This is a genomic window from Rhodococcus sp. C1 (assembly GCF_020809065.1).
GTDB lineage: Bacteria > Actinomycetota > Actinomycetes > Mycobacteriales > Mycobacteriaceae > Rhodococcus_F > Rhodococcus_F qingshengii.
In genome coordinates this window covers 4,255,001-4,277,536 of the sequence record NZ_CP078080.1, presented here as the reverse complement: position 1 = coordinate 4,277,536, position 22,536 = coordinate 4,255,001, and the positions used below count along the sequence as shown (strand labels likewise).

Annotated in this window: 15 protein-coding genes and 1 rRNA gene (1 of these 16 running past the window's edge); 11 read left to right on the top strand and 5 right to left on the bottom strand. The window is 63.1% G+C overall.

Features of this window, described 5'->3' with window-relative positions:
- The first annotated feature begins 45 nt into the window (after positions 1–45).
- From KTR60_RS19455 to KTR60_RS19445, 3 genes are all read left to right on the top strand, one after another.
- Positions 46–492, top strand: a complete 447-nt coding sequence (locus KTR60_RS19455) for a hypothetical protein (RefSeq protein ID WP_007736175.1) — start codon at positions 46–48, stop codon at positions 490–492.
- 107 nt (positions 493–599) lie between these two features.
- Positions 600–1,775, top strand: coding sequence for an acyl-CoA dehydrogenase family protein (locus tag KTR60_RS19450; protein ID WP_007736177.1), 1,176 nt, complete (start codon positions 600–602; stop codon positions 1,773–1,775).
- Positions 1,776–1,783: 8 nt separating this feature from the next.
- Entirely contained in the window at positions 1,784–2,914 is a 1,131-nt protein-coding gene (locus KTR60_RS19445; RefSeq protein ID WP_042450334.1) for an acyl-CoA dehydrogenase family protein, read from the top strand.
- A gap of 58 nt (positions 2,915–2,972) precedes the next feature.
- Here the strand turns inward: KTR60_RS19445 and KTR60_RS19440 are convergent, their stop codons facing one another.
- Positions 2,973–4,319, bottom strand: a complete 1,347-nt coding sequence (locus KTR60_RS19440) for a DUF5691 domain-containing protein (RefSeq protein ID WP_228401167.1) — start codon at positions 4,317–4,319, stop codon at positions 2,973–2,975.
- Between the two features lie 104 nt (positions 4,320–4,423).
- Between KTR60_RS19440 and KTR60_RS19435 the strand changes: the two genes are divergently transcribed.
- Both KTR60_RS19435 and KTR60_RS19430 read left to right on the top strand, forming a co-directional pair.
- On the top strand, positions 4,424–5,653 hold the full coding sequence (locus KTR60_RS19435; protein WP_228401166.1) for a hypothetical protein: 1,230 nt from the start codon (positions 4,424–4,426) through the stop codon (positions 5,651–5,653).
- 136 nt (positions 5,654–5,789) lie between these two features.
- Positions 5,790–6,560: a hypothetical protein gene (locus KTR60_RS19430; protein ID WP_003945109.1), complete on the top strand. Its 771-nt coding sequence runs from the start codon at positions 5,790–5,792 to the stop codon at positions 6,558–6,560.
- Between the two features lie 2 nt (positions 6,561–6,562).
- On the opposite strand, the gene KTR60_RS19425 is transcribed toward KTR60_RS19430, so the two are convergent.
- Positions 6,563–7,510 (bottom strand): aldo/keto reductase, encoded by a 948-nt coding sequence (locus tag KTR60_RS19425; protein ID WP_007732210.1) that lies wholly within the window; start codon positions 7,508–7,510, stop codon positions 6,563–6,565.
- Between the two features lie 183 nt (positions 7,511–7,693).
- Between KTR60_RS19425 and KTR60_RS19420 the strand changes: the two genes are divergently transcribed.
- From KTR60_RS19420 to KTR60_RS19410, 3 genes are read left to right on the top strand one after another with little or no spacing between them, the layout of a single operon-like run.
- Entirely contained in the window at positions 7,694–8,119 is a 426-nt protein-coding gene (locus tag KTR60_RS19420; RefSeq protein ID WP_030536906.1) for a hypothetical protein, read from the top strand.
- On the top strand, positions 8,119–12,222 hold the full coding sequence (locus KTR60_RS19415) for a cation-translocating P-type ATPase (RefSeq protein ID WP_228401165.1): 4,104 nt from the start codon (positions 8,119–8,121) through the stop codon (positions 12,220–12,222). Before KTR60_RS19420 ends, KTR60_RS19415 begins: the two co-directional genes overlap by 1 nt.
- A gap of 11 nt (positions 12,223–12,233) precedes the next feature.
- Complete coding sequence (locus KTR60_RS19410) at positions 12,234–12,515, top strand: hypothetical protein (protein WP_030536904.1); 282 nt, start codon at positions 12,234–12,236, stop codon at positions 12,513–12,515.
- 87 nt (positions 12,516–12,602) lie between these two features.
- On the opposite strand, the gene KTR60_RS19405 is transcribed toward KTR60_RS19410, so the two are convergent.
- Positions 12,603–18,086, bottom strand: coding sequence for a carboxyl transferase domain-containing protein (locus KTR60_RS19405; protein ID WP_030536903.1), 5,484 nt, complete (start codon positions 18,084–18,086; stop codon positions 12,603–12,605).
- Between the two features lie 542 nt (positions 18,087–18,628).
- Positions 18,629–19,402 (bottom strand): hypothetical protein, encoded by a 774-nt coding sequence (locus tag KTR60_RS19400; RefSeq protein WP_228401164.1) that lies wholly within the window; start codon positions 19,400–19,402, stop codon positions 18,629–18,631.
- Between the two features lie 215 nt (positions 19,403–19,617).
- On the opposite strand from KTR60_RS19400, the gene KTR60_RS19395 reads away from it, so the two are divergent.
- Positions 19,618–20,349 carry a GNAT family N-acetyltransferase gene (locus tag KTR60_RS19395; RefSeq protein WP_070161784.1) on the top strand — a complete coding sequence of 244 codons (732 nt, stop codon included), beginning with the start codon at positions 19,618–19,620 and terminating at the stop codon, positions 20,347–20,349.
- 53 nt (positions 20,350–20,402) lie between these two features.
- On the top strand, positions 20,403–21,377 hold the full coding sequence (locus KTR60_RS19390; RefSeq protein WP_228401163.1) for a sigma-70 family RNA polymerase sigma factor: 975 nt from the start codon (positions 20,403–20,405) through the stop codon (positions 21,375–21,377).
- 91 nt (positions 21,378–21,468) lie between these two features.
- Here KTR60_RS19390 and KTR60_RS19385 read toward each other — a convergent pair whose 3' ends face one another.
- The gene (locus KTR60_RS19385) at positions 21,469–21,879 is read right to left on the bottom strand and encodes a VOC family protein (RefSeq protein ID WP_228401162.1); all 411 of its coding nucleotides are present in this window, start codon (positions 21,877–21,879) and stop codon (positions 21,469–21,471) included.
- 641 nt (positions 21,880–22,520) lie between these two features.
- Between KTR60_RS19385 and KTR60_RS19380 the strand changes: the two genes are divergently transcribed.
- Positions 22,521–22,536, top strand: a 16S ribosomal RNA gene (locus KTR60_RS19380); it runs 1,502 nt beyond the window's last position.

Here is a 22,536-nt window from a genome sequence, read left to right as displayed (position 1 = left end):
TTTGGTAGCGGAAGCAGCCGAAAGTGCGCACGGTACCGTTGCCACATGAGCACCCTTCAAGAAGTCGGCGAACGTGAATCCTGGCGCTGCTGGCTGTGTGACGAACCGGTCGATCCCGATATGTCCGTCAATGATCCGCGCGGCCCGAGTATCGACAGCATCAACACCGCAAAAAAGGGTGGCAAGACCAAAGGTGGCGTCGAACGCTTGGCGCACCGCGCATGCAACACCAAGAAGGGTGCGGTCAAACCTGTTGTGGAATGGCCGGATCGGCTGTTCGTCGTGGATCCCGCCCCGATCATCGGGGTCGTGGAGCAGCTTGAGCGAAAGGGTGGCCGCGTCGCCGTCGCTCGCTGCCCCGGCAAGGACGACGCCCAGGAAGCGTCGGATTGGCTGATCGATCGGTTGTCGCGTCTGGCTCCCGCGTTGAATGTCGAAACAAGCATCGACGCCGCGGGCGGGGGTTACCTGTTGGTCCTGAAAACCGTGTAGGAGGTCGGCCCCGAGTGCCGTCTTTTGCGGTACCTGTTCCGCCTCCATAGCTGTCGGGGTACGGTCGAACCGAACATGAATCCGGTTTCGAGTGCGAAGGAATCCCGATGAACCTGGCATTGACCGACGAGGAACTAGCGTTCCGCGACGAGATGCGGACGTTCTTCCGTACGCAAATCCCCGCGGACATCAGGGAGGCGTACGCCCACGGCGAGGAGTTGGGGCGCGACCGTATGGTCGAGGCGCAGCAGATCCTCAACGCTCACGGTCTGGCGGTACCGCACTGGCCGGTCGAGTGGGGCGGCAAGGACTGGACCCCGGTCCAGCACAACATCTGGCTCGACGAACTGCAGCTTGCGTCGGTTCCCGAACCTTTGGCGTTCAACGCCAACATGGTCGGTCCGGTCATCGCGGCCTTCGGCTCGCAGGAGCAGAAGGAGAAGTTCCTTCCGGCGACTGCGAACCTCGACATCTGGTGGTGCCAGGGATTCTCCGAACCCGAGGCCGGTTCCGATCTCGCTTCGCTCAAGACCCGTGCGGTCCGCGACGGCGACGACTGGGTCATCAATGGTCAGAAGACCTGGACGACGCTGGGACAGTACGCCGACTGGATCTTCTGCCTCGTGCGCACCAATCCCGATGCGCCCAAGCGTCAGGCCGGCATCTCGTTCATCCTTGTCGATCTGAAGACGCCTGGCGTCACGGTCCGCCCGATCAAGCTGATCGACGGCGGCTACGAGGTCAACGAAGTGTTCTTCGAGGACGTCCGCGTTCCGGGAGAGAACCTGGTCGGTGAAGAGAACCAGGGCTGGGGCTACGCCAAGTTCCTGCTCGGCAACGAGCGCACCGGTGTCACCCGCGTCGGTTTCTCGAAGGTTCGTCTGGCCCAGGCCAAGGCCCGCGCTGCCGAGGTCAAGGTCGGCAACGGAACACTGCTCGAAGATCCGCTCTTCGCTGCTCGCCTCGCCGAACTCGAAAACGAATTGCTTGCCCTCGAGCTCACTCAGCTCCGGGTGGTCGCCAGTTCCGCTGACGGCCAGCCGAACCCGGCGTCGTCGCTGCTCAAGCTTCGTGGCTCCGAATTGCAGCAGGCGAGCGTCGAACTGCTGATGGACGTGGCCGGCCCTGATTCACTGCCGTACGACGCGGGCAGCGACATCGCCTCCGCGAGCTGGGCGCAGCACACTGCCCCGACGTACCTGAACTACCGCAAGGTATCCATCTACAGCGGATCGAGCGAAGTGCAGCGCAGCATCATCGCCTCCTCGATCCTCGGATTGTGAGGCGTGGCATGGACTTCGAACTCAACGACGAACAAAAACTTCTCCGCGACACCACCAAGGATCTCCTCGCGCGTAGCTACGACGCCGAAAAGCGCAACGCGATCATCGACTCCGATCCCGGGTGGAGCCCGCAGGTCTGGAAGCAGTTGGCCGAGGTCGGCTTGCTCGGCCTGACATTCTCCGAGGACGACGGCGGCATGGACGCCGGCCCAGTGGAAATCGGCGCGGTCATGACCGAGATCGGTCGACGCTTGGCACCCGAGCCGCTACTCGACGCGGTCGTGACGCCGGGCGGGCTCATCTCCGAAGGGGGCAGCGCAGAGCAGCGCTCGTCGATTCTTCCCGGAGTGGCCGAGGGCACCACGTTCCTCGCGTTCGCCGACCAGGAACCCGGAATCCGTTGGCCGGCAACCGAACGGGCCACCGCGGCGGCCCAGGTCGACGGCGGCTGGACCATCACCGGTATCAAGAATCCCGTCGGCCACGGCGCGACGGCGGACATCTTGGTCGTGAGCGCTGCGCTCCCCAGCGGTGGCGTCGGACTGTTCCTCGTCAAGAGCGATGCCTCCGGTTTGGTACGCAAGTCCTACGCCACTCACGACGGGTTGCGCGGGGCGCAGATCGAGTTCACCGATACGCCGGCCGAAGCACTCGGTGAGGGCGGTGACGCTACTGCTCTGATCCAGGCCGCGCAGATCCGTGAGCAGGCCGCGCTGTGCGCCGAGGCTGTCGGAGCGATGGAAGAGGCGCTACGCCTGACCACCGAATACCTCAAGACGCGTAAGCAATTCGGGGTTCCCCTCGCAAAGTTCCAGACACTGACACACCGCGCCGCCGACCTGTACGTCTCGCTCGAGTTGGCACGCAGCATGAGTCTGTACGCAACGATGTCCCTTGCCGACGGCGTCGTCGATCCAGTGATCGCTTCGCGGGTGAAGTTGCAAATCGGGCGTTCGGCTCGGCTCATCGGCCAGGAGGCGATCCAGATGCATGGTGGTATCGGTATGACCGCCGAGTACCCGGTGGGGCACTACGTGAGCCGTCTCGTCGCCATCGAGCACACCCTCGGCAGCACCGAAGATCACCTTCGGGTGTTGGCCGCCGGTGTGGCTGATCACGAGATGGTCAGCGTGGTCTGATCTTTCACGAACGACGAAGGGGCCGCATTCCGTTCCAAGGATGCGGCCCCTTCGTCGTTCAGCGGTGATTGCGCAGGACGTCCAAGCGGAGTCGGCGCTGCTCGATGTTGACGGCGCTGTCGGTGAACGCTTGTTGCCACCCGGGGTCGCTCGTTCGTGCCGCCGCGTCCTGCAGAAGCGGTACGGCGTCGAAAGGGAAGCGCGCCTGCACGCTTCGCAGGGTGGAAAAGTGACTGTGACGCGAGTGGATGCCCAAGTCCTCACCCGTCGCAGCATGCTCCATCGCTTCGTTCTCCAAGGCATTCAACAACTTTTCGGCGACGGCCAGGGGCCATGGGCGGTCGATGCCGTCGAGTAGTGCGCTGCCGTCGACGCCCAGAAGGTACTCGTCCGCGTGGCCGGCAACGATGTACTCGACGCGCTCGCGTGGGTCCGCGATGGCGACGATTCTCCGGTCGGTCGTGCGCCCGTCCCGCTCCAGAAATGCCGACGCCCACGCGGTGTTCTTCTGGAGAACGGTTGCGGCAATCCATGATTCGATCATCACCGCGCGCCATTGCTTCTCGATGGGGATGGTGAGGGCCTCGCGTGGCGAACCGGCCATAGATTCCCACAGCGTCAGCGGAGTGGCGGTCACGACTTGCCGTAACCACCAGCGCCGGATGCCCTTGTTCTTGTAGTGGACGTCTTCGATGCCGTCACGAAATGCGAGGTCGTCGAGCGAGCCGGGCAATCGGACGGCAAGGCGCGGCCGCAAGGGCTTCGTCTCGAGCCGCACCCAGGACCGAGCCCGAGTGACCATTCGAGAGGCAAACGGAGATCGGGGGAGTTGCCGTAGTAGTTGAATTGCACGCTCACGGACCCGCACGGCTGGATCGTCGAGTGCACGCTCGAGGAGCGCGTAGTCGTGTTCACCCAGCCCGACGTCGAGATGGTCGAGGAAGTGCAGCCGGCTTGCCGTGGCCTCGTCGTCCCAAGCGATCTCGAGCTCTTCGCTCGCCAGTTCCGGGTCGACCGTACGTATGTAATCGAACCAGGCCGTACGGTCGTCCCGATCGGGCGAAAGCCACAGCTCGTCCCGGCGTGATCCGATTCGTCGTAGCTGGGCCCAATCCGGGTTCTGCTCCGCCAGGTACTGCCCGCGTCGACCGGCGAGGCGAAGTAGCGCCTCGCGGTGCTCGGGATACTTCAGCGCGGCTTCCATGAAGAGCGGGACACTGGCCGCGGGCGCGAGGAATCCGCGTTGGTCGGCCATCGCGAACCATTCCGCGAGAGTCCAGGAACGTACATGCAACAAGGACTGAAGTTGTTCGATCGCGAGGTCGGGAAGCAGCGGTTGAACTGCTGGATCAGTCTTCGATGCGCGCGAGTGACCTGCGTGCGCGTCTGATCGCAGGGAGGTCACCCGCCTACGGTATGGCAGGGGTGCGTCGAGCTGGGTCGCAGGGGTCGGGCGCGTGTCGGCAGATTCTGGAACAGTGGTAACCGGCACCCAGCAGGAGGCGTGAGATGACGGATGGCCGTGAGATGAGAGACGGAACTGACGACGTCTTTGTCGTGGCATCGGTGACCGAACGGCGAACGCTCATCTCCACCCGAGTGAGGGAGTGGTGTGCGGCGGGAACCGTCGAGTCGAACCGGCCGGAGTTGTCCGATGATGTCGCGCTGCTGATTGCCGGGGGGTATGGGGACGAGTCGACGCGATCGATCCTGGCGAACCGGCGCAGTGTCGGACGTTCGTTCCCGGAGATCGGCGGCTTCTCGGAGTTGCGGTATCTCACCGACGAGCTGGCCCGCACCAGACGTCGACTGCTCGCGACTCGCATCGGCCCTGTTCAGGTTGTCCTCGAACGACGGGTGCAGGCGCTCGACAAGCGCGTTCAGTCGATGCGATCGGCGATCGTGCATTCCAATCGTCACTTCGCGAGCAGTGTCCGTGCCATCCGCAAGGACCGGCGCGACGGCCTGCATCTCGACGTCGAGCAACGCGAGGCTCTCTTTGCCGGGCTCACCCGTACACCGGTTCCAGCCAAGCTGCCGGTGGGGCTCGGTGTCGTGGCCAGCAGTGGAAACGCAGCACTCGACAAACTTGCCGCCCAGTTCGGGAAGGTCCAGGGAACCGGTGTCATCGCCGATGCCGGAAGGCGCATCGCGGAAGTCCTCGACGGACTGGTCGATTCAGAACCCGAGGGACGCGCCGGTGAGTACGACGCCTTGCTTTACCTCGCCGGGAATCTGTTCGACCGGATCGAAAGCTCCAGCGCGTGGCATTCCGACCACTTCGTCATTCAGCGCAACCAACTCGACCTGGCCGACGAGATCACCCAGATCGCGGTCGACACCGTCGCGCTGCGTTCGATTCTTGCGGAGTTGGACGACGCGGCTGCACTGGCACGCGACGAGGGAACCCGAGCTGGAATCGCTTCGCGCAGGGAAGCGCTCGGCGCGGTCTGGGACCAGCTGGTCGAGCGCGTCGCGGCCCTCGCGCGGATCGGTGACCTGGTCGCACGGGCCGAGGATCAGTTGAGTTCGCAGCGCGCGGTTGCGCATGCAGCGAGCCTCGACAGCCGGATCGACGACCTACTCGCGCGCTCGGGCTCACGTGAACTTTCGGCTGCAAACACGCACTACGTCGGGGATCAATTCGACGGTGTGGAAGAGCTGATGTTCGCTCACCGGGCGGCGCTTTACGGGGACATTGCACTGCTGACCTCTGGGAACGAGCGTCGGGCGCCGTAGTCAGGCCGTCGCCGGAGCTGTAAGGTCGGGGGTACTGACCGGCCACACGATCGAAGTAAAGGCCGGGATTTCGCTCAATGCTCGACCCCGATGCCGATCCGGTGATGCGGGCGTACCCGCTCGAGACAGGTCGATCATGGAAGACACCGCAAGCCGCGGCATCAATGCGTTCATTTCCGAAGCTACGCAGCGTGGGGGCAAGGCTGTCCGTCTCACGCACTCACGTCGTAATCCCGTCGAGGTGACGGGCGCTGACGGTGTCAGCCGAATCGTCCGCGTGCGGTCCAAGCTCGACGGTGACTGGCAGGCCAGGCGTCAGGACGAGTCGCTCGAGAGTGACGACACCCGCTCCGAGTTCTGGGTGTTCGTCGACCTGGCAGCAGATCCGCACGAGTTCTACATGTTGCCCTCCAACGAGGTCGCCGACGACATCCGCGCCGAGGTCGACCTGTGGATCATGGACAGCCCCGGACGTAATCGCACCGGCCATCACGCGATTCCGCGTGGGCGCGTCGTGCACGGTCACGATCGTTGGGATGCGCTGGGCTTGGCCGCGGTCAAGGATCCGAGCATTTACGTCGAGACCCCGGTTGCGACCAAGCGTAAGACGTCGCCAGTCGCCGCGAAGAAGCGTCGCGCCAGCGGTGTCGAGGAGATCGAAGTCGTCGACAATCGCCTCGAGATGACAGCCGATTGCCACGGATATCGCTGGGTCGGGCGCTTCGACGAAACCACCGAGGTCGTCGAGATCATGCGCGGACCGATGGAAGGCCGCCGATTCCCAGATCCGACCGCGGCCGCAAATGCCGTCACCGGTCACATCTCAGGCGACACCGAGAGCCATGACGGTTGGTCGTTCTGGACGATCAACAACACGGCCCTCGGCGCTCATCTCAAAACTGCCTGATCTCAGGCTCCGACTGCCGCCGACACCCGTTCGAGAGTGTCCAGTTCATTCGACGAGAGCACCAGATTCGGGGCGTCCAGTAGCGCCGGGAGCTGCTCGGGCCGGCTGACGCTCGCGATCGGTGCGGTGATGCCCGGTCGAGTCAGCAGCCAGGCCAGCGCGACGGTCGAGATCTCGCTGTCGTGTGCCTGCGCGATTGTCGCCAGTTCCGCGACGACGTCGAGTCCGGCGTCGCTGAAGTATCCGGCCGTCAGTCGTTCGCGGGAGCTGCCTTCGATGTCCGCGCGGGTCTTGTATTTTCCGGTCAGGAAGCCGGAAGCGAGAGCGAAGTACGGGAAGACGCTGATGTTGTTGTCGGTGGCGATCTGGGCAAGTTCGGGTTCGTACGACTTGCGGTGAACCAGGTTGTAGTGCGGTTGCAGCGCGATGGGCGCGGCGTAACCGTTCTCCTCGGTGATCCGCAGCCACTCCCGGACGCGGTCGGGGCTGTAGTTGGAGATTCCGAGATAGCGAACCTTGCCCGCGACGACCAACGCATTGAAGGCTTCGAGAGTTTCCTCGAGCGGAGTCTGCGGGTCGTCGAAATGCGCGTAGTACAGATCGATGCAGTCCGTCTGCAGGCGCTGCAGCGACGCCTCAGCTGCGGCCGCGATGTTGTCGGCCTTCAGGCCCTTGAAATCGGGATGGCTACCCACCTTGGTGGCGACGACGATGTCGTTCTGCAGTCCCCGATCGGTGATCCATTTCCCGATGATCGTTTCGGATTCCCCGCCGGAATTGCCGGGAGCCGACGCCGTGTACGAGTCGGAGGTGTCGATGAAGTTTGCACCGGCTTCGGCGAACGAGTCGAGGATCTCGAAGGACGTCTTCTCGTCTGCTGTCCATCCGAAAGGGTTGCCGCCCAAGCTAAGTCGGAAGATGTCGAGGTCCGAATTTCCGATGATCGCCACTGTGTGGAACTCCCGTCGATGAAGGTGGTCGCTGCATCCCGCACCGTACCCTCTCACGGCGCTGGCGATGGCGCGCCCTCGCCAGGTTCGCCGAAAAATGTATCGGATCGTGATTGCCGCCGTCGGTGTTGGGTATGGCCTCAAATACTGAATTCTTCGATGGACTGCTGATAGGAGCGTCCGATGATGATTGTGGACGAAGCCACCCGCGTCGTTCGTGGTGTGGCAGACGCAACGACGACGGTGGCCGGAGCCGTCGGCGGTGGAGTGATCGGTGGAGTGACGGGCGGGATACGCGGATCGGCGGAGGGTGTCCGAGACGGAATTCGTGCGGGTAGTTCCTCGACGCCGACGGCGGTTCTCACGATGGCGGCCGTGGGTGCGGCGGGATTGGTGGAATGGCCGGTGCTCTTGGCAGTCGGCGGCACGGCCCTGGTACTCCACGAATGGGATCGCAAGAGCGGTCGGCCGGATCGCCAGGTCAAGGCGGTTGGCCGCACGAGCAAGCCGGAACAGGTAAAGAAGGAATCGAGCGGAAACTCCCACAAGGCGGCCGGCCGGTCACAGGATCGAACTCACAGTTCTTCGCACACTCGATCCACTCACTGATGTTCTCAGCGATGGCCCGGCGTGCGGTGTCGGTGGCAACTTTGCCGCCGCGCCTGGCGTTGTCGGGACTCGCGTTGGTGGGCGGTTCGACGATTCCGCGAACCGCTGTCAGTGACGTGGCGTTGCGGACCGGCACCCTCGCGTTGGCGGGTGTGGGGATGATTCCTGCAGCAGCGGGATCGATATTCGGTGCCCCGCGAATCCCAGGTTCCGCCTATGTCTCGGCGGCCGCGTCGGCGATCAATTATCAACCCCGGGTGCGTCGGCGAATCGAACAGCGCCTTGGCCGTTCGCTCACCGACTTCGCATTGGAGTCGGCGACGTCGTTCGCGGATGTTCTGACCTATGCGCCTGCGTCATTGGGCGTGGATTTCGGGCTGCGGACGATGCTGCTGCGCGAAACTCTGGCGGCGCGAAACTCTCGGCGGGTGTGGTCATTCGAACCTGGCGGTCGCGGTGCTTCCACGAGGCCTGACCCGAGTGGTCCGGGGGAGCGTTATGCCGACAGGATCGCTGGGGTTCAGCTGGCGGCCGGGGCTGCACTGGCTACCGTGTCCGCCGGCGGTGACACCGTCGCGACGAGTATCAAGGTTTCGGCGCCGCGGCCGCTTCGGATGTCGCGCGAATCATTCGCTGCTGGTGTGTCATACGGTCTGTGTCGGACGCACCACACCGCCGTTTCGGACTCTGCGGCTCTACGCATGCTCGATCGTATTGACACCGTCCTCGTCGATCCGAGCGTCCTCTTCGACGACTCGCTCCGGGTTTCCGACATACGAGAGGTGGCCGAGTCGGATCGCGTCGCAGTGTGGGAACAAGCCAGGAAAGCTCTGAACGACGGAACTGTCGGAGTGGGAAGGCACCGCATCGGCGGCGCCGAAGTGGTCGTGCGACCCGTGCGAAAAGGTCTGGCGGAAACACTGATAGGCGAAATACGTGCGGCCGGGGTCGCAGCCGTCACGATCGACGACGACGGGCTCGGATCACTGCGAAGTGGATTCGACGAGCTCTATCCGGCGCAATCGACTGCCGAAGCCGGCCTGCGCGAGGCTCTCTCGGCGTTGGTGGCCGAGGGTCGGACAGTTGCGATCGTGTCGAGTAGGGCGATATCGGGACAGGCAGTGCTACGCATCGGGATTTCACCACCGAGTGGCGAGCACGTGAGTGCCGACATCCACACCGACTTGGCCGGGGCGTGGCGGGTTGTCCATGCGCTCCCGGCTGCTCGAACAGCGACGAGGCGCGGTGTCGAACTCTCCTCAGGTTCTTCGGCATTGGGTGCCTTGATCATGCTTCCGGGAGTTCGAGGGGCAGGGCCGGGGCCGGTCACGGCTGGTTCGGCCGCGGGACTGTGGACCGGATACACCTTGTCCCGATCTGTGATTAAAGCGCCCGTCCCTGTCGGTGCTCCGAGCGATACCTGGCATGAGATGGACGGTGATGCTGTCGTTCGCGAACTATCCGAATCCATCCGACATACACCGCACCGTGCGGAAGCTCGTGTGCGAGCGCCCGCACGGTTCAGGTTGATCCGTGACGGATTGTCGGCGTTGCGAACAGAATTGGCGGATCCACTGACGCCTGTGTTGGCGACCGGCTCCGCTGCCAGTGCAGTCCTCGGTTCACCGGTAGACGCCGTCCTGGTCGGCTCGGTCTTGGTCGGCAATGCCGCGATGTCCGCTGTTCAACGGCTTCATTCGGAGCGGGCGGTGCAGCGGCTCTTGCGGACTCAGGAACCGGTAGCTCGGCGAGTAACCAACGACGGCACGGTCGAGACAGCGGCCGACGCGCTCGAACTCGGTGACGTCGTGGCAATCGAGTCCGGGGACATCGTGCCCGCAGATTGTCGCCTGTTGAGCGTCGAATCACTGGAAGTCGACGAGTCGTCGTTGACGGGAGAGTCCCTGCCCGTCGACAAGCAGACCGACCCGACCCCTGGGATGCCACTGGCCGAGCGACGGTGCATGGCCTACGCAGGGACAACAGTGCTTGCCGGATCCGGTCGTGGCGTGGTCACGGCCATCGGAGCCCGAACGGTGACCAGGCGTGCCGATGTCGGTGTGTCCCGATCCGGACCTGCTGTGGGCCTGACCAACAGACTTCGCGAACTCACGAGGGCGACCCTGCCGGCCAGTATCGGCGGTGGGGCGTTGGTGACAGTCGCGGGTCTGCTTCGTGGTACCGGTCTGCGCCGCGCCGTCACCGGAGGTGTGGCCGTGGCTGTGGCTGCCGTGCCGGAGGGGCTGCCTCTGGTTGCCACTCTGGCTCAGCAGGCCGCAGCGCGAAGGCTCACTGCAGCAGGAGTGTTGGTTCGTGCGCCACGATCGATAGAAGCGCTCGGTCGTGTCGACGTGGTCTGCTTCGACAAGACCGGAACCCTCAGCGAGAACAAGCTACGGGTGGCCGCGGTCGAACGCGTCGACGGCTGGGACGAAAGCGAGATTCTGGAAGTTGCGGCGCGCAGTGCCTTGGGAAGTCGCGACGATCGCGTGTTTCATTCGACGGATGCCGCCGTCGTCGATGCAGCCCAGCAAGCTCTGGACGATGCTTCGGTTTTCGGTGACGTCGAGGCGAACAACCTCGTTCCGTTCAGGTCGGGGCGGCCGTACTCGGCAGCTTTGCTCGGCAGGCGGATCGCACTCAAAGGTTCGCCGGAATTCGTGACCGAAGCAGGACGAGATCCGAATGCTGTGTCGGCGAAGCACGTTCAAAGCATGGCCGGACGCGGACTGCGGGTGGTTGCCGTCGCCCAGCGCGAGTTGTCGGAACACGACGCGCGACGCGCAGGCGAAGACTCGCAATTTCTCGAACAGTGTTGCTCCGAGGGGTTGGAAGCGGTCGGCCTTCTCGGACTCTCGGACACGCTCAGACCCGAAGCAACGCAACTTGTTCGAGAACTTCGAGGCGACGGACGGCAAGTGCGCGTGCTGACCGGGGATCATCCGACAACAGCGGCCGCGGTCGCCACCGAACTGGGGTTGGACGTCGCACGCGAGGATGTTGTCACCGGTCCTGACTGGGAGAACTTCTCTCGCGCCGAAAGACGGGATGCGGTCCGCGGCAGCAGCGTCTTTGCGCGCGTGACACCCGAGCAGAAGGTCGAGATCGTGCAAGCGTTGGAGACCGACGGGCGGGTGTGCGCCATGGTCGGTGACGGCGCGAACGATGCTGCGGCGATCCGAGTTTCCAGCGTGGGAATCGGGGTGGCGTCGACCGACAGTGATCCGGCGCGCGGCGCCGCAGACATCGTGCTCCTCGACGGCCGTGTCGGCGGACTGACCGACGCATTGGACGAGGGCAGTCAATTGTGGCGGCGGGTCAGATCAGCGGTAGGGGTTTTGCTCGGAGGCAACGCGGGTGAAGTCGCATTCGCGCTGATCGGTTCTGCGTTGTCCGGCGAATCACCGCTCAACGCAAGGCAGTTGCTACTGGTCAATCTGATGACGGACGCCTTGCCCGCTGCCGCGCTTGCGGTGAGCACCCCGTCCGAGAACGGATCCGAGAAGTCCGAACAGATGGACGCTCATGCGTTGTGGCAGACGATCGCTGTCCGCGGCGGTGCCACGGCAATCGGTGCGCTGGCAGCGTGGCTTCTGGCCCGGGCGAGCGGTAGGAGGCGGCGAGCGTCGACGGTGGCGTTGGTTGCCCTGGTGGGCACCCAACTGGGGCAGACGCTGCTCGAATCACGCAGTCCGCTGGTGGTCGCAACCGTTGCCGGATCCGCTGCGGCGCTGGCGACGCTCGTCAGCACACCCGTGGTGAGCCAATTTCTCGGTTGCACGCCGCTCGGTCCCATCGCCTGGGGCCAAGCGGTGGGCTGCGCGTCGGCGGCGACGCTGCTCGCGGCGCTGGCCCCGCGGGCGTTGGAGCGGATTGCCGCAACTGAGGAGAACGCGAACGGTCAGTCGACGATTCGCAAGATCCCGACGCGAACGAGCACTGCGTACACCTCCCGAACCGGGGGAGTCAGCGCCCGCGACAGCGTGGAAATCAGCGACGTGGAAATCAAAGAAGCGGAAACCGGTGAATCGGACACGCTTGTGAGCGTCGCTGCTGGAAGTGACACGTCGCCGAACTCCCGGGCGACCCGAGATGAATCCTGAGGAATCGTGACATGTCCCAGAACACCGTCGACCACACGAACCCCGTCGATCACCGCGCGGTAGTCGAATCCGTCCGTTCGGCACGGAGCTTCGAGTTGGAGCTACCGATCGTCGGTGCCATCCCTGTTCCGAGACCCGAGCAGATCGCCTACTTTGCGGTGATGGGACTGATGGTCGCCTTCGAGATCATCGAGTGGCCCGTGGCAGTCACCATTGCAGCGGGGCATCTGCTCGCAACAGAGCAGCACAATCACGTCCTCGAAGAGATCGGAGAGGCGCTCGAGGGCGTCTGACGCAGGCGCTGCCTGGACACAAATCGAGGCCTGGACACAAATCGAGCGGCCCCGCATTTCGCGGGACCGCTCGACGTGCGGAGAAACTTACTGCGCGAGTGCGCGCTTCATGCCGCGTTCGACTGCTGCGATGATCTGCGGACGCAGTTCTGCGGCAGGGACGATCTCATCCACCGAGCCGACCTCTCGGGCCCGCTGGATGTTGTGGATCGCTTCGAATTCGGATGCCACTTCGCCGAGCTTGTCGGAGCGGACGGCGATGCGCTGAGCGTTCAGTTCTACGCGCAGATGTGCTTTCTCCGTGTCATCCTTGGCTGCTGCCAAGTCTGCCTCCAGTTGCTGCACCTTCGGGTCGTTGTTGGTGCGGGTGTTCACCTCACGGGTGAAGACCACTGCGGCGGCGGGGGCGCCGCCGAGTACCGACGCGAACGAGCCTTCGACAGCAAGAACTTCCATGTTGTCGTTGAGCGCACCGGAGAACACGACGAACGCGCCGCCGTGGTAGCGGGAGACGACGCAGAACACGATCGGTCCGTCGAAGTTGACGATGGCGCGGCCGATCTCGGCGCCGTACTCGAGCTGGATGTTGCGCAGCGACTCCGGGGAACCGTCGAAGCCGGACAGGTTGGCCAGCACCACGATCGGACGGTTGCCGCTCGCAGCATTGATCGCGCGGGCAGTCTTCTTCGACGAGTTCGGGAACAGCGTTCCCGACGTCCAGGTGTCGGGACCGTCGGCGGGGAAGTGCCCCTTACGTGGGATCGCGCGGGATTCGATGCCCACCACTGTGACCGGATGTCCGGCGAGGTGCGCGTCCAGAACGACCGAGGTGTCGGCGCCGGCCATGTCGGCCCAACGCTCGAGAACAGAGTGGTCCTGGTCGACCACCGAACGCATTACGGTGCGAATGTCGAAGGGCTTCTTGCGATCCGGGTTCTTCGCCGAGGAGAAGATGTCGCCGACCGTCTCGAAGTCGCTCGACGGGTGGGTGTGCGGGAAGCTACGCACGTCGCGATCGACAGGGTCCGTCGTCGCTGCGCGGCGCGGGAACCGTTCGCCGGGAGCGAGGTACGAGTGTGCGTAGTGACGGAACAGGATCTCGCACGCCGCAGTGAGGTCGGGGGCCCAATACTGTGCCTGGCCGTTGGGGCCCATGACGCGGTCGTAACCACCGATACCGAAGTTGTCCTCGGCCGACACACCACCGGAGTAGTCGAGAGACTGCTTGCCGGTCAGCACCATCGCGCTGTCCGGGGTCATCACCAGAATGCCCTTGGTGTGCATCAACATGGTGGCTTCGGCGTTCCAGTAGGGCTGAGCGCCGACGTTGATTCCCGTGACGACGATATTGATTTCACCGCCGTTCTGGGTGAAGGTGATGATCCGGCGCAGGCCACGGGAGACCCAGTCCATGTTCTCGGTGCCGCTCTCCATCGAGATGGTGGCACCCGAGGACAGTGCAAACCACTCGACCGGGGCGTTCAACTTCTCGGCCAGGTCGATGGCAGCGACCACGCGTGAGCATTCGGCCTCGGCCACGGTACCGAGCGCCTTGGTGGGGTCACCGAAGAGCGCGACACGGGTCATTCCCTCGGGATAGCGCGGCGTCGGAGTGTTCACGAGGCCGACGACGATGCCGGCCTTGTTGAGCCCGTACGGACGCTCGACAGGTGAGAGGACGCCCGCTTCGTCGAAGTCGTGCTCGACGAAGGTGCCCTTGGTGCCGGTCAGGAGCGGAATCAGCTCGTACGGGTACACCGTGCCGCGTGCCCGCGAACTCTGGACCTTCTGGGCGTACGCGTCGAGGGGGAGCAGCGGTTCGGTGGGAGGCGTGGTCTTGTTGATGACCACACCGGCACCTGCGCGGTAGGAGAATCGCAGCGCAACTTCCTTGGGCGCGCCGCCCTTTCGGTCCTTCAGGCGGGTGATGAGTGTGATCTCTTCTAGCCCGGCGCCGACGGTCAGTCGGGCTGCGTTCTGAGCGATCACGGAGAAGCGTTCGCTGGGAACGTCGGCGACCGGCCACACGTACAGCACGACGCGGTTGGCTGCCAGTCGACGCTTGTCTCCGCGCTGGGACTGCGCACGGCGGATGCCGTCGAGGCACGCGGCAAGTGTGCGCTCGATGGCCGGAAGCGCAACCATCTGGCCTTCGTCGTCGAGCTGCGGTGTCACGTCACGGATTTCCGCGAGAGCGATCAGGCGCTCGTCCTTCGGGTTCTCCTTGGCGGAGAGGTGGAACAGGTAGGTGTTCTCCGGAGCCGGCAGACGCTTGCCGTTGAAGTTCTTCAGACGCCACATGTCCAGACGCTGACCCGTGAGCGGATGCATGTCGCGGATGATGTGGTCCTCGACCAGTTCGCCGTCGACGGGGCGGAAGGTGACCCACCGGACCGGATCCCCGTTCGGGTTGCAGATGATCACCGTCGCGCGGCGAGACCGTGTGATCGTCTCGTTGCGCGAGAGTTCGGTGCGCAGCGTCTCGACGAGCGCGTCGCCGTCGGCGGGCTGATCAGGCCAGTCGAGGTAGATGTCGACTACCAGCCCGCGACCGGATGGAGCATCCTGCGCGATCGTGGCGACATCGTCGAGAGCCGTTCCGAGAGCGTCGAATTCGGCCACCGTCGAGACCAGATGCAGCCCGTCGCCCTTGAGGTCGAAGTTACCGGTTACGAAACGGCGGTCGACGTGCTCGAAAACGCGGACGTCTTCGAACGAGTGAATCTTGTAGTAGCGACGCGTGATGACCTCGAGCAGAGGGCCGCCATCGCGGTTGCCGAGGCCGATCTTTCGACCCAACAGGTCCAGGAGTGGTTCGGGAGTGGCGACGAGATTGGCGATTCGCTCGTCGAAATCTGCAGCGTCCGGCTGCTCTTCGAGGTAGGCGAGGTTGCCGCGTACTCCGTCGTAGACGTCTTCGCGAACTTTGCGGATGCGCGGCTCGTCGAAGAACCGGAAGCGAAGGTTGCGGGCGACGTCGCCGATGACGGGGTAGCGGACCTGCGTCGCGACGATGAGTCGATCGAGAACCTCGTTGAGCTCCTGCGCCGAGCAACCGGGAGCCTTGTCGCCGACGAGCCAGCCTTCGAGAAGTGCTGCAATGACCGGGATCTGGGCTTCCATGCGCTGCAGAGCCAGGAAGAGTCGGTACACCGCTTCCTCGACGGCCTGGCGATCTTCCAGATCGGTGACGTCGTAGTGGCGAAGTGCCCGTTCGAGTCTCGTGCGGAACGACGCCGGCAAACCTTCGCGCTCGGAGTCGAGTGAGTGCAGGAAGGTGTGGAAGTGCTCGCGGGGGCTGTGGACGGACTCGTCCTTCGCGGACTCGCCCGAGGTGGGCTTGTTGCGCGAGAGTTCGCAGATGTCGGCGAAGGTGGTCAGCACAGCCAGTTCTGCCTGGACCAGTTCGCGGTCCTCGGATTCGAGTGCGCTGCGAAGTGCGTCGTATTCGGCCAGAACAGCGTTTGCGTGCTTGCCGCTGACGTCGTAGCCACTGATCATCGCGGTCAGTGCTTCCAGCTGTGCCAGTGCATCTGCGCGGGTATCGGACCCGGAAGTTGCTGCGGGAAGATCGAATTGGACTCGCGGAGCCTTCTCCGTGACAGCTTCCTCACTGACCTGGTCGACGCGCAGGAGCGGTGCGCCGGCATCGACCTGGGAGTTGACGGTAGCGAGAACCTCACGCACTTTGCCCGCGTACGGAGCGCGAACCGCGGTCTCCATCTTCATGGATTCGAGCACGACCAGAGTGGATCCGGCTTCGACGTCGTCGCCGACCGCGACCGGTACTGCTACCACTACGGCGGGAGCCGGCGCGCGGACTACGCCGGCGTCGTCCTGGCTGATCTGGTGGCTGATGCCGTCGACCTCGACGAGATAGCGAGCCGGGCTCACGACGGAAACGACGTGGAAGCGGCGATCACCGATCACCAGCCGTGACTCGAAGTCACCGAGACGATCGACGTCGACCTCGATGTCTCCGGCGTCTCCGTCGACGCGGTAGCGGTGCGGGCCGATACGCCCGACAGTCAGTTTGTATGCCTGACCTTGGTAGTTGAGCTCGACGGTACGGCCGATCGCGTGATTGGCGCGTGGGCGGCCGCCACGTGCCGAGGCGAGGAAGGCCGCACGCTCGAGGGACTCCTCGGCGTCGTAAGCATCGATGGCGGTGGCGATCAGCGCGACGTCCGCGCGGCGAGTGGTGCCGGTGAGGGCGCCCGTGCGGTCGAGCCAGCCGGTATCCGCGGATGCCGAGATGACCTCGTCGCGATCGAGTAGATCGAGGAGGAACGACTTGGTGGTAGTGCCGCCGTCGAGTACAACGGTGGTTTCACGAAGGGCAGTGCGCAGACGCGCAAGTGCCTCGGAGCGGTTGCGGCCCCACGCGATGACCTTCGCGACCATCGAGTCGTAGTCGGGCGGAATCACGTCCCCGGCAGCGATGCCGGTGTCGACCCGGATGCCGGAGCCGAGCGGGAACTTGAGGAGCTGAACGGTGCCGGGTGCCGGCGCGAAATCGTTGTCGGCGTCTTCGGCGTTGAGGCGGGCTTCGACGGCGTGGCCGAATGCGGGCGGGCAGTCACCGACCAATTCGTCACCACTGGCGACCAGGATCTGCAGTTTGACGAGGTCGATTCCGGTGGTGACCTCGGTGATCGGGTGCTCGACCTGCAGGCGGGTGTTGACCTCGAGGAACGTGAAGAGCTTGTTCTCGGGCTGGTAGAGGTATTCGACCGTGCCTGCGCCCTGGTACCCGGCTGCCTTGACCAGTTCGGCGGAAACCTTCTTGAGGTGGTCCGACTGTTCTTCGGTCAGGACGGGGGAGGCGGATTCTTCGATGACCTTCTGGTTGCGACGCTGAATCGAGCAGTCGCGAACGCCCGGAGCCCAGACATTGCCGTGGTTGTCGGCGATGACCTGTACCTCGACGTGGCGTGCATCGGTGACAAGGCGTTCGAGGAAGACGACGGGGTCGCCGAAGGACCGCTCTGCTTCGCCCTGCGTGCGCTCGAGTGCAACTTCGAGTTCGTCTTCGGCCCAGACCTTGCGGATACCGCGTCCGCCGCCGCCGCTTCGGGCCTTGATGATCAGGGGATATCCGATGGACTGAGCATGACGACGAGCGTCGGCGCGCGTTTCGACCGGTCCGCCGCTCCACGGGGCGACCGGTACGCCGACCTTCTCGGCCAGGATCTTGGCGGCAACCTTGTCGCCGAGCAGGCGCATTGCGTCGGCGCTCGGGCCGATGAACGTGATGCCCAGTTTCGCGACGATCTCCGCGAAGGCGGGATCCTCGGCCACGAAGCCCCAGCCGACCCAGACTGCGTCAGCCTTGGCTGCGAGGAGTGCTCGCTCGAGTTCGGCGTAGTCGAGATACGGGCTACCGGTGCCGGTGCTGCGCAGGGTCACGCCCTCATCGGCCTGGCGGACGAACATGGCGCGGCGCTCGGCCTCGGTGTGCAGTGCAATGACGCGAATGCCGTAGTCGTGTTCGGCGTTCAGTTCGCGTACAGCCCTGATCAGCCGGACCGCGGCCTCACCTCGATTGACCACTGCGATTCGTTTGAACATTGTCACTGCCACCGTCCTTGATGAGATTCTTCGTCACGTACGTTGCGATATGAGCCGACCGTGTCCCACATACCCGGATTCCCCGGTTCGTGAACTACGCCGCGATGCGCTGTGTTTCCCCCGGTTGCGCGTCGGCAAGTGATTGCCCTTCCGGTTCGTCGAGTCCCCTGCGCTGAAGCACTGTGTGCACCGAAGCGCTGTGTGCGCTGAGACACTGTGTGCCTTGTGCGCCACCCTGCAGGCGTGGACTCAGAACCGCTCCAATCACGAATCAGCAACATATTGTGTCTGCTTCCAGGGAATCCCTGGTTTATCTAAGAATGCAGTATGTCGACGCTCATGTCACCTGGGCGAATTGAAGAATATTAGTCAACGTGAACCACGGTTACACATATGGCGTTAAATCATTGCGGTGCAATGGAATTCGGACTTGTGACACGGATCACGATGGTTATGAAATCGGCAAGAAAGTGAATACTCACTGGTAACAAAATCGCATATTCGGAGAATTCTCTGGGTTGCTCGATTATTACTGATCGGTACTACTGGCGAGTATTTTTTATGTCCGGTCGGACCGTATGCGAGAAATCGCCTTCGATGGTTGCGATGTGCTTTGCGATCGCGTCGAGTCCTGAGGGAGGGAGGTGCAATGCGTTGCCGAGAGCAAGTGAAGTCCGCTTGAAGTGCTCCACGAGTGGTTCGTATTTCGTGACCAGTCTCAGTCTGTCGGTCCCGTTCAGGTACTTCACGCTTCCCGCGTTGTCGACGAAGTCGCTGAACTTCACGAGGAACACTGCGGGATCCGCTATCGCGCGGATGACGTGATCCTGATATCCGGCGGTGGTGTTGTCGTGTGGGTAGTCGATTGGATTGGTCACTGCCTCAACAAGTTCGGAGATTCTGTGGCCGAAGCGCGAGGCGATGAGTGTTGACGCACGTTCCTGCGCTTCGGATGCGGACATGTCGTCTGCAGTCTGGCCACCGAGGAGCGCGATGACGGCGTGTGGTCGGTCCTCGACCGTGTCGTGAAGCGCGGTTGCGCTCAGGATCTCGACATCGGAGCACCCGTACCGAAGCAGCCGCAATACATTTCGTAGGGGATGAACGATGTAGGGATCCTCGTCGGACTTGATCCCGTTCTTTCTGAACTGATCGAGGTGCGCAAGGGTCGCGACCTCCATGGCGAGCCGTAGGGTTTCACCCGAGATCGCCAGCTCGTCGACGGCGCTCTCGATGGCGAAGACCAGCGTTGCAGCGTCCATCTCCTTCAGGGGCAACTGGTCGAATGCAGACCTGATCGGGTCGGAGTTGCTCATGCCAAATAGCCTTCCGGTTGGTGAGGCGTCGCGACGAATGTCCTGGTGCAGATCTGCAATCGAGCCCTGATTGACGCCGGAAATACAGGTCGAGGTCAGAATCATCTTGATTCTATCCGGCGACTACGACAGCAAGTGTTCCTAGCGTTGTCATAGAGGTGGGCGGGGAGGTTCGTTCGCCTCCATCACAGGCAAATAGGGCAGGAAGAGGTTCGATGACCACGGAGGCGACCCTGGCGTCGTTTGTCGAGACAGTTGACACGGATGTCGGCACCCATCCGCTGGACGATCCTGTGCGACAAGGACTTCGCGGACATCATGCGCAATTCGCTCGCTGGGCAGGGAGAGTTGCGCGATACGACCCGACGGTCGCGCCGTTTGTCGGTCATCCGCCCGAGTTGGACGCCGAGGACTGGGAGAACCTACGCACACTCGTAGGTCCTGGCGGCACAGTAGGTTTGCGAGGATTTGATCACCGCCCGCCGGAAGGGTGGCGCGTTGTGGATCAGTTCGGCTCGGTGCAGATGGACGGATCCGCACTCGAAGTCTCCGTTGATCCGTCGGTCGAACTTCTCGGAACGGGCGACGTTCCCGAAATTCTGGCATTGATCGAGCGCACCAAGCCAGGACCGTTTCTTCCTCGTACCGTCGAGATGGGCAGTTACTACGGCATTCGCGTCGACGGAAGACTTGTTGCCATGGCGGGGGAGCGGTTGCACCCTCCGGGATGGACGGAAATCAGTGCGGTGTGCACTGACAGCGACTTTCGGGGTCGAGGCCTGGGTACGACGCTGATCCGTGCCGTCGCTGCCGGGATTCGCGAGCGCGGCGAGCTGCCATTTCTCCATGCAGTGCAATCGAATACGAATGCGATCAGACTCTACGAATCACTGGGGTTCGTTCTCCGGAAGAGATCCAGGTTGACTGCGGTGCAGGCGCCTGCCTGATCGAATTCTCGCCGACGCCTGTGTTTCGGGCGCTCGGCCACTAGTCTGAACAAATGACAGTCGATCAGGCGTTGGACAGTGATTTCCTCACTCTTGCCGATCCGTACCGCCGCGAGTTGCTGGCGCACTGCTATCGCATGATGGGGTCGATTCACGACGCCGAAGACCAGGTCCAGGAGACGTTCATCCGGGCTTGGCGCGGGTTCGACGGTTACAAGGGCCAGTCATCTCTCAGGACCTGGCTCTACCGCATCGCGACGAATACCTGCCTGACCGCGCTGGAGGGGAGATCGAGGCGTCCCCTCCCGACCGGCCTCGGCGCACCTAGTTCGGACCCGGCCGACGATTTGATCGAGCGCAACGAGATTGCCTGGTTGGAACCGATTGCCGATTCTGCGTTGGGCGACGTCAATGATCCGGCCGTCATGGTCGTCAATCGCGATTCGGTCAGGCTCGCCCTTGTCGCCGCTTTGCAGCACTTGTCCGCGCGCCAACGTGCGGTTCTGGTTCTGCGTGACGTTCTCCAGTGGAAGGCGTCGGAAGTTGCGGAGGCGCTGGACACCACAACCACTGCGGTAAACAGCCTGCTGCAGCGGGCTCGCGCGCAGATCAATCACATCGGACCCACCGAGGACGATCTCGTGGAACCGACTACCGAGGCTGCCCGGAAGTTGCTTCGCGACTACGTGCACAGCTTCGAGAGCTACGACGTCGAGGCCATCGTCGAACTGTTCACGCGCGAAGCCATCTGGGAGATGCCTCCGTTCGAGGGTTGGTACCAGGGCCCCGAGGCAATCGGGCAACTCATCGGAACCAAATGCCCGGCCGACGGACCAGGAGCGATGCGCCTACTTCCGACCGCTGCGAACGGTCAGCCGGCGTTCGGCCTCTACATGCGCGAGCCCGATGGTGTTCACCGCGCTTTCCAGTTGCACGTTCTCGATGTCACCGAGTCCGGGATCTCGCACGTGACGTGTTTCTTCGATCTGATTCTGTTCGCACGGTTCGGATTGCCTGCCGAGCTGTAGGGGCCCTGCCGAGTTGTAGGGGCAAGGAGTTGCGCGAGCCCTCCGGTATGGAGGGACCCGCGCGACTGCTCGTTACTGCTGTTGCTGTGCGTTACTGCTGGGGAACAATCGCAGCCGGGTCCATCCACATGACCTCCCAGACGTGATTGTCGAGGTCGCGGAATGCGCGTCCGTACATGAAGCCGTGATCCTGGGGCTCCATCCACTTGCTGCCGCCGGCAGCAATCGCTGCGTCGACGAAGGTGTCGACTTCCTCCCTGCTGTCGGCCGACACACACATCAGTGCTTCACGAGCTTTCGACGTGTCGCAGATGTCGTCGGCGATGAAGTCCCCGAAACGCGGTTCGTTCAGGAACATGACGGTGGCGGAATCGCTGACGATCATCGAGACAGTGTTCTCGTCACTGAACATGTCGTTGAACTCGAAGCCGAGGCCACTGAAGAATGCACGGGTAGCGGCGACGTCCTTGACCGGCATGTTGACGAAGAGAAGGCGAGACATTGGGTGCTCCTTGAACTCGGTTGATTGATTACTGAACGCTTCGGTTCCTGTTGGTTCCTGCTCATACAGACCGCAGTGGGCGCAGAAAGTCATCGCGAGAAGCAAAAATTCGAGAAAAGTATCGCCTGTTAACCGACTGCAGTGCTCTGACCTGGTGATTTGGTGTTGTGTTGATCTTCGCGTAACTTTGTCCAGGTCAGAGCGACACGGACACCGACTCCCACCTGCGAGGGTGAGTGACACGAGGTTGTACGAAGTGCCTGGCGAACACAATCCAGTTTTTCTTCACGGGGTTCCGGTTTGCGCCGGTGACTTGGTTGGGATAGGCTGGAAAAGTTGCCCCGGAGCGGCGGCCATAGGGTCGTGGTGATGGTGTGTGCGTGTTCTTTGAGAACTCAACAGTGTGTCGATGAATGTCAGTGCCAAAATTTTTTTGGTACTTCACATCCGCGAATGATCAACCGCCTCTTGGGGTTTGGTTGGTTTGTGTGTGGTGTGAGTATTTTTCGTCGGTGATTGTTCATTCTTCCGTCTGAATGGTTGCCGACACATTTTTTGCTAGTTGAGTTTTTTGCTAGTGATTTGACTCTTTTTGTCTATGACTGATTAGCCGGCCTTCGGGTTGGTGATATCTAGAGTCTTCAACGGAGAGTTTGA

Bases quoted from the DNA above. Each gene is read 5' to 3' on its own strand.
- KTR60_RS19405 (WP_030536903.1), bottom strand. From the start codon at position 18,086: ATGTTCAAACGAATCGCAGTGGTCAATCGAGGTGAGGCCGCGGTCCGG.
- KTR60_RS19390 (WP_228401163.1), top strand. From the start codon at position 20,403: ATGACAGTCGATCAGGCGTTGGACAGTGATTTCCTCACTCTTGCCGAT.
- KTR60_RS19385 (WP_228401162.1), bottom strand. From the start codon at position 21,879: ATGTCTCGCCTTCTCTTCGTCAACATGCCGGTCAAGGACGTCGCCGCT.
- KTR60_RS19435 (WP_228401166.1), top strand. From the start codon at position 4,424: ATGACGGATGGCCGTGAGATGAGAGACGGAACTGACGACGTCTTTGTC.
- KTR60_RS19395 (WP_070161784.1), top strand. From the start codon at position 19,618: ATGACCACGGAGGCGACCCTGGCGTCGTTTGTCGAGACAGTTGACACG.
- KTR60_RS19420 (WP_030536906.1), top strand. From the start codon at position 7,694: ATGATGATTGTGGACGAAGCCACCCGCGTCGTTCGTGGTGTGGCAGAC.
- KTR60_RS19455 (WP_007736175.1), top strand. From the start codon at position 46: ATGAGCACCCTTCAAGAAGTCGGCGAACGTGAATCCTGGCGCTGCTGG.
- KTR60_RS19450 (WP_007736177.1), top strand. From the start codon at position 600: ATGAACCTGGCATTGACCGACGAGGAACTAGCGTTCCGCGACGAGATG.
- KTR60_RS19430 (WP_003945109.1), top strand. From the start codon at position 5,790: ATGGAAGACACCGCAAGCCGCGGCATCAATGCGTTCATTTCCGAAGCT.
- KTR60_RS19410 (WP_030536904.1), top strand. From the start codon at position 12,234: ATGTCCCAGAACACCGTCGACCACACGAACCCCGTCGATCACCGCGCG.
- KTR60_RS19400 (WP_228401164.1), bottom strand. From the start codon at position 19,402: ATGAGCAACTCCGACCCGATCAGGTCTGCATTCGACCAGTTGCCCCTG.
- KTR60_RS19445 (WP_042450334.1), top strand. From the start codon at position 1,784: ATGGACTTCGAACTCAACGACGAACAAAAACTTCTCCGCGACACCACC.
- KTR60_RS19415 (WP_228401165.1), top strand. From the start codon at position 8,119: ATGTTCTCAGCGATGGCCCGGCGTGCGGTGTCGGTGGCAACTTTGCCG.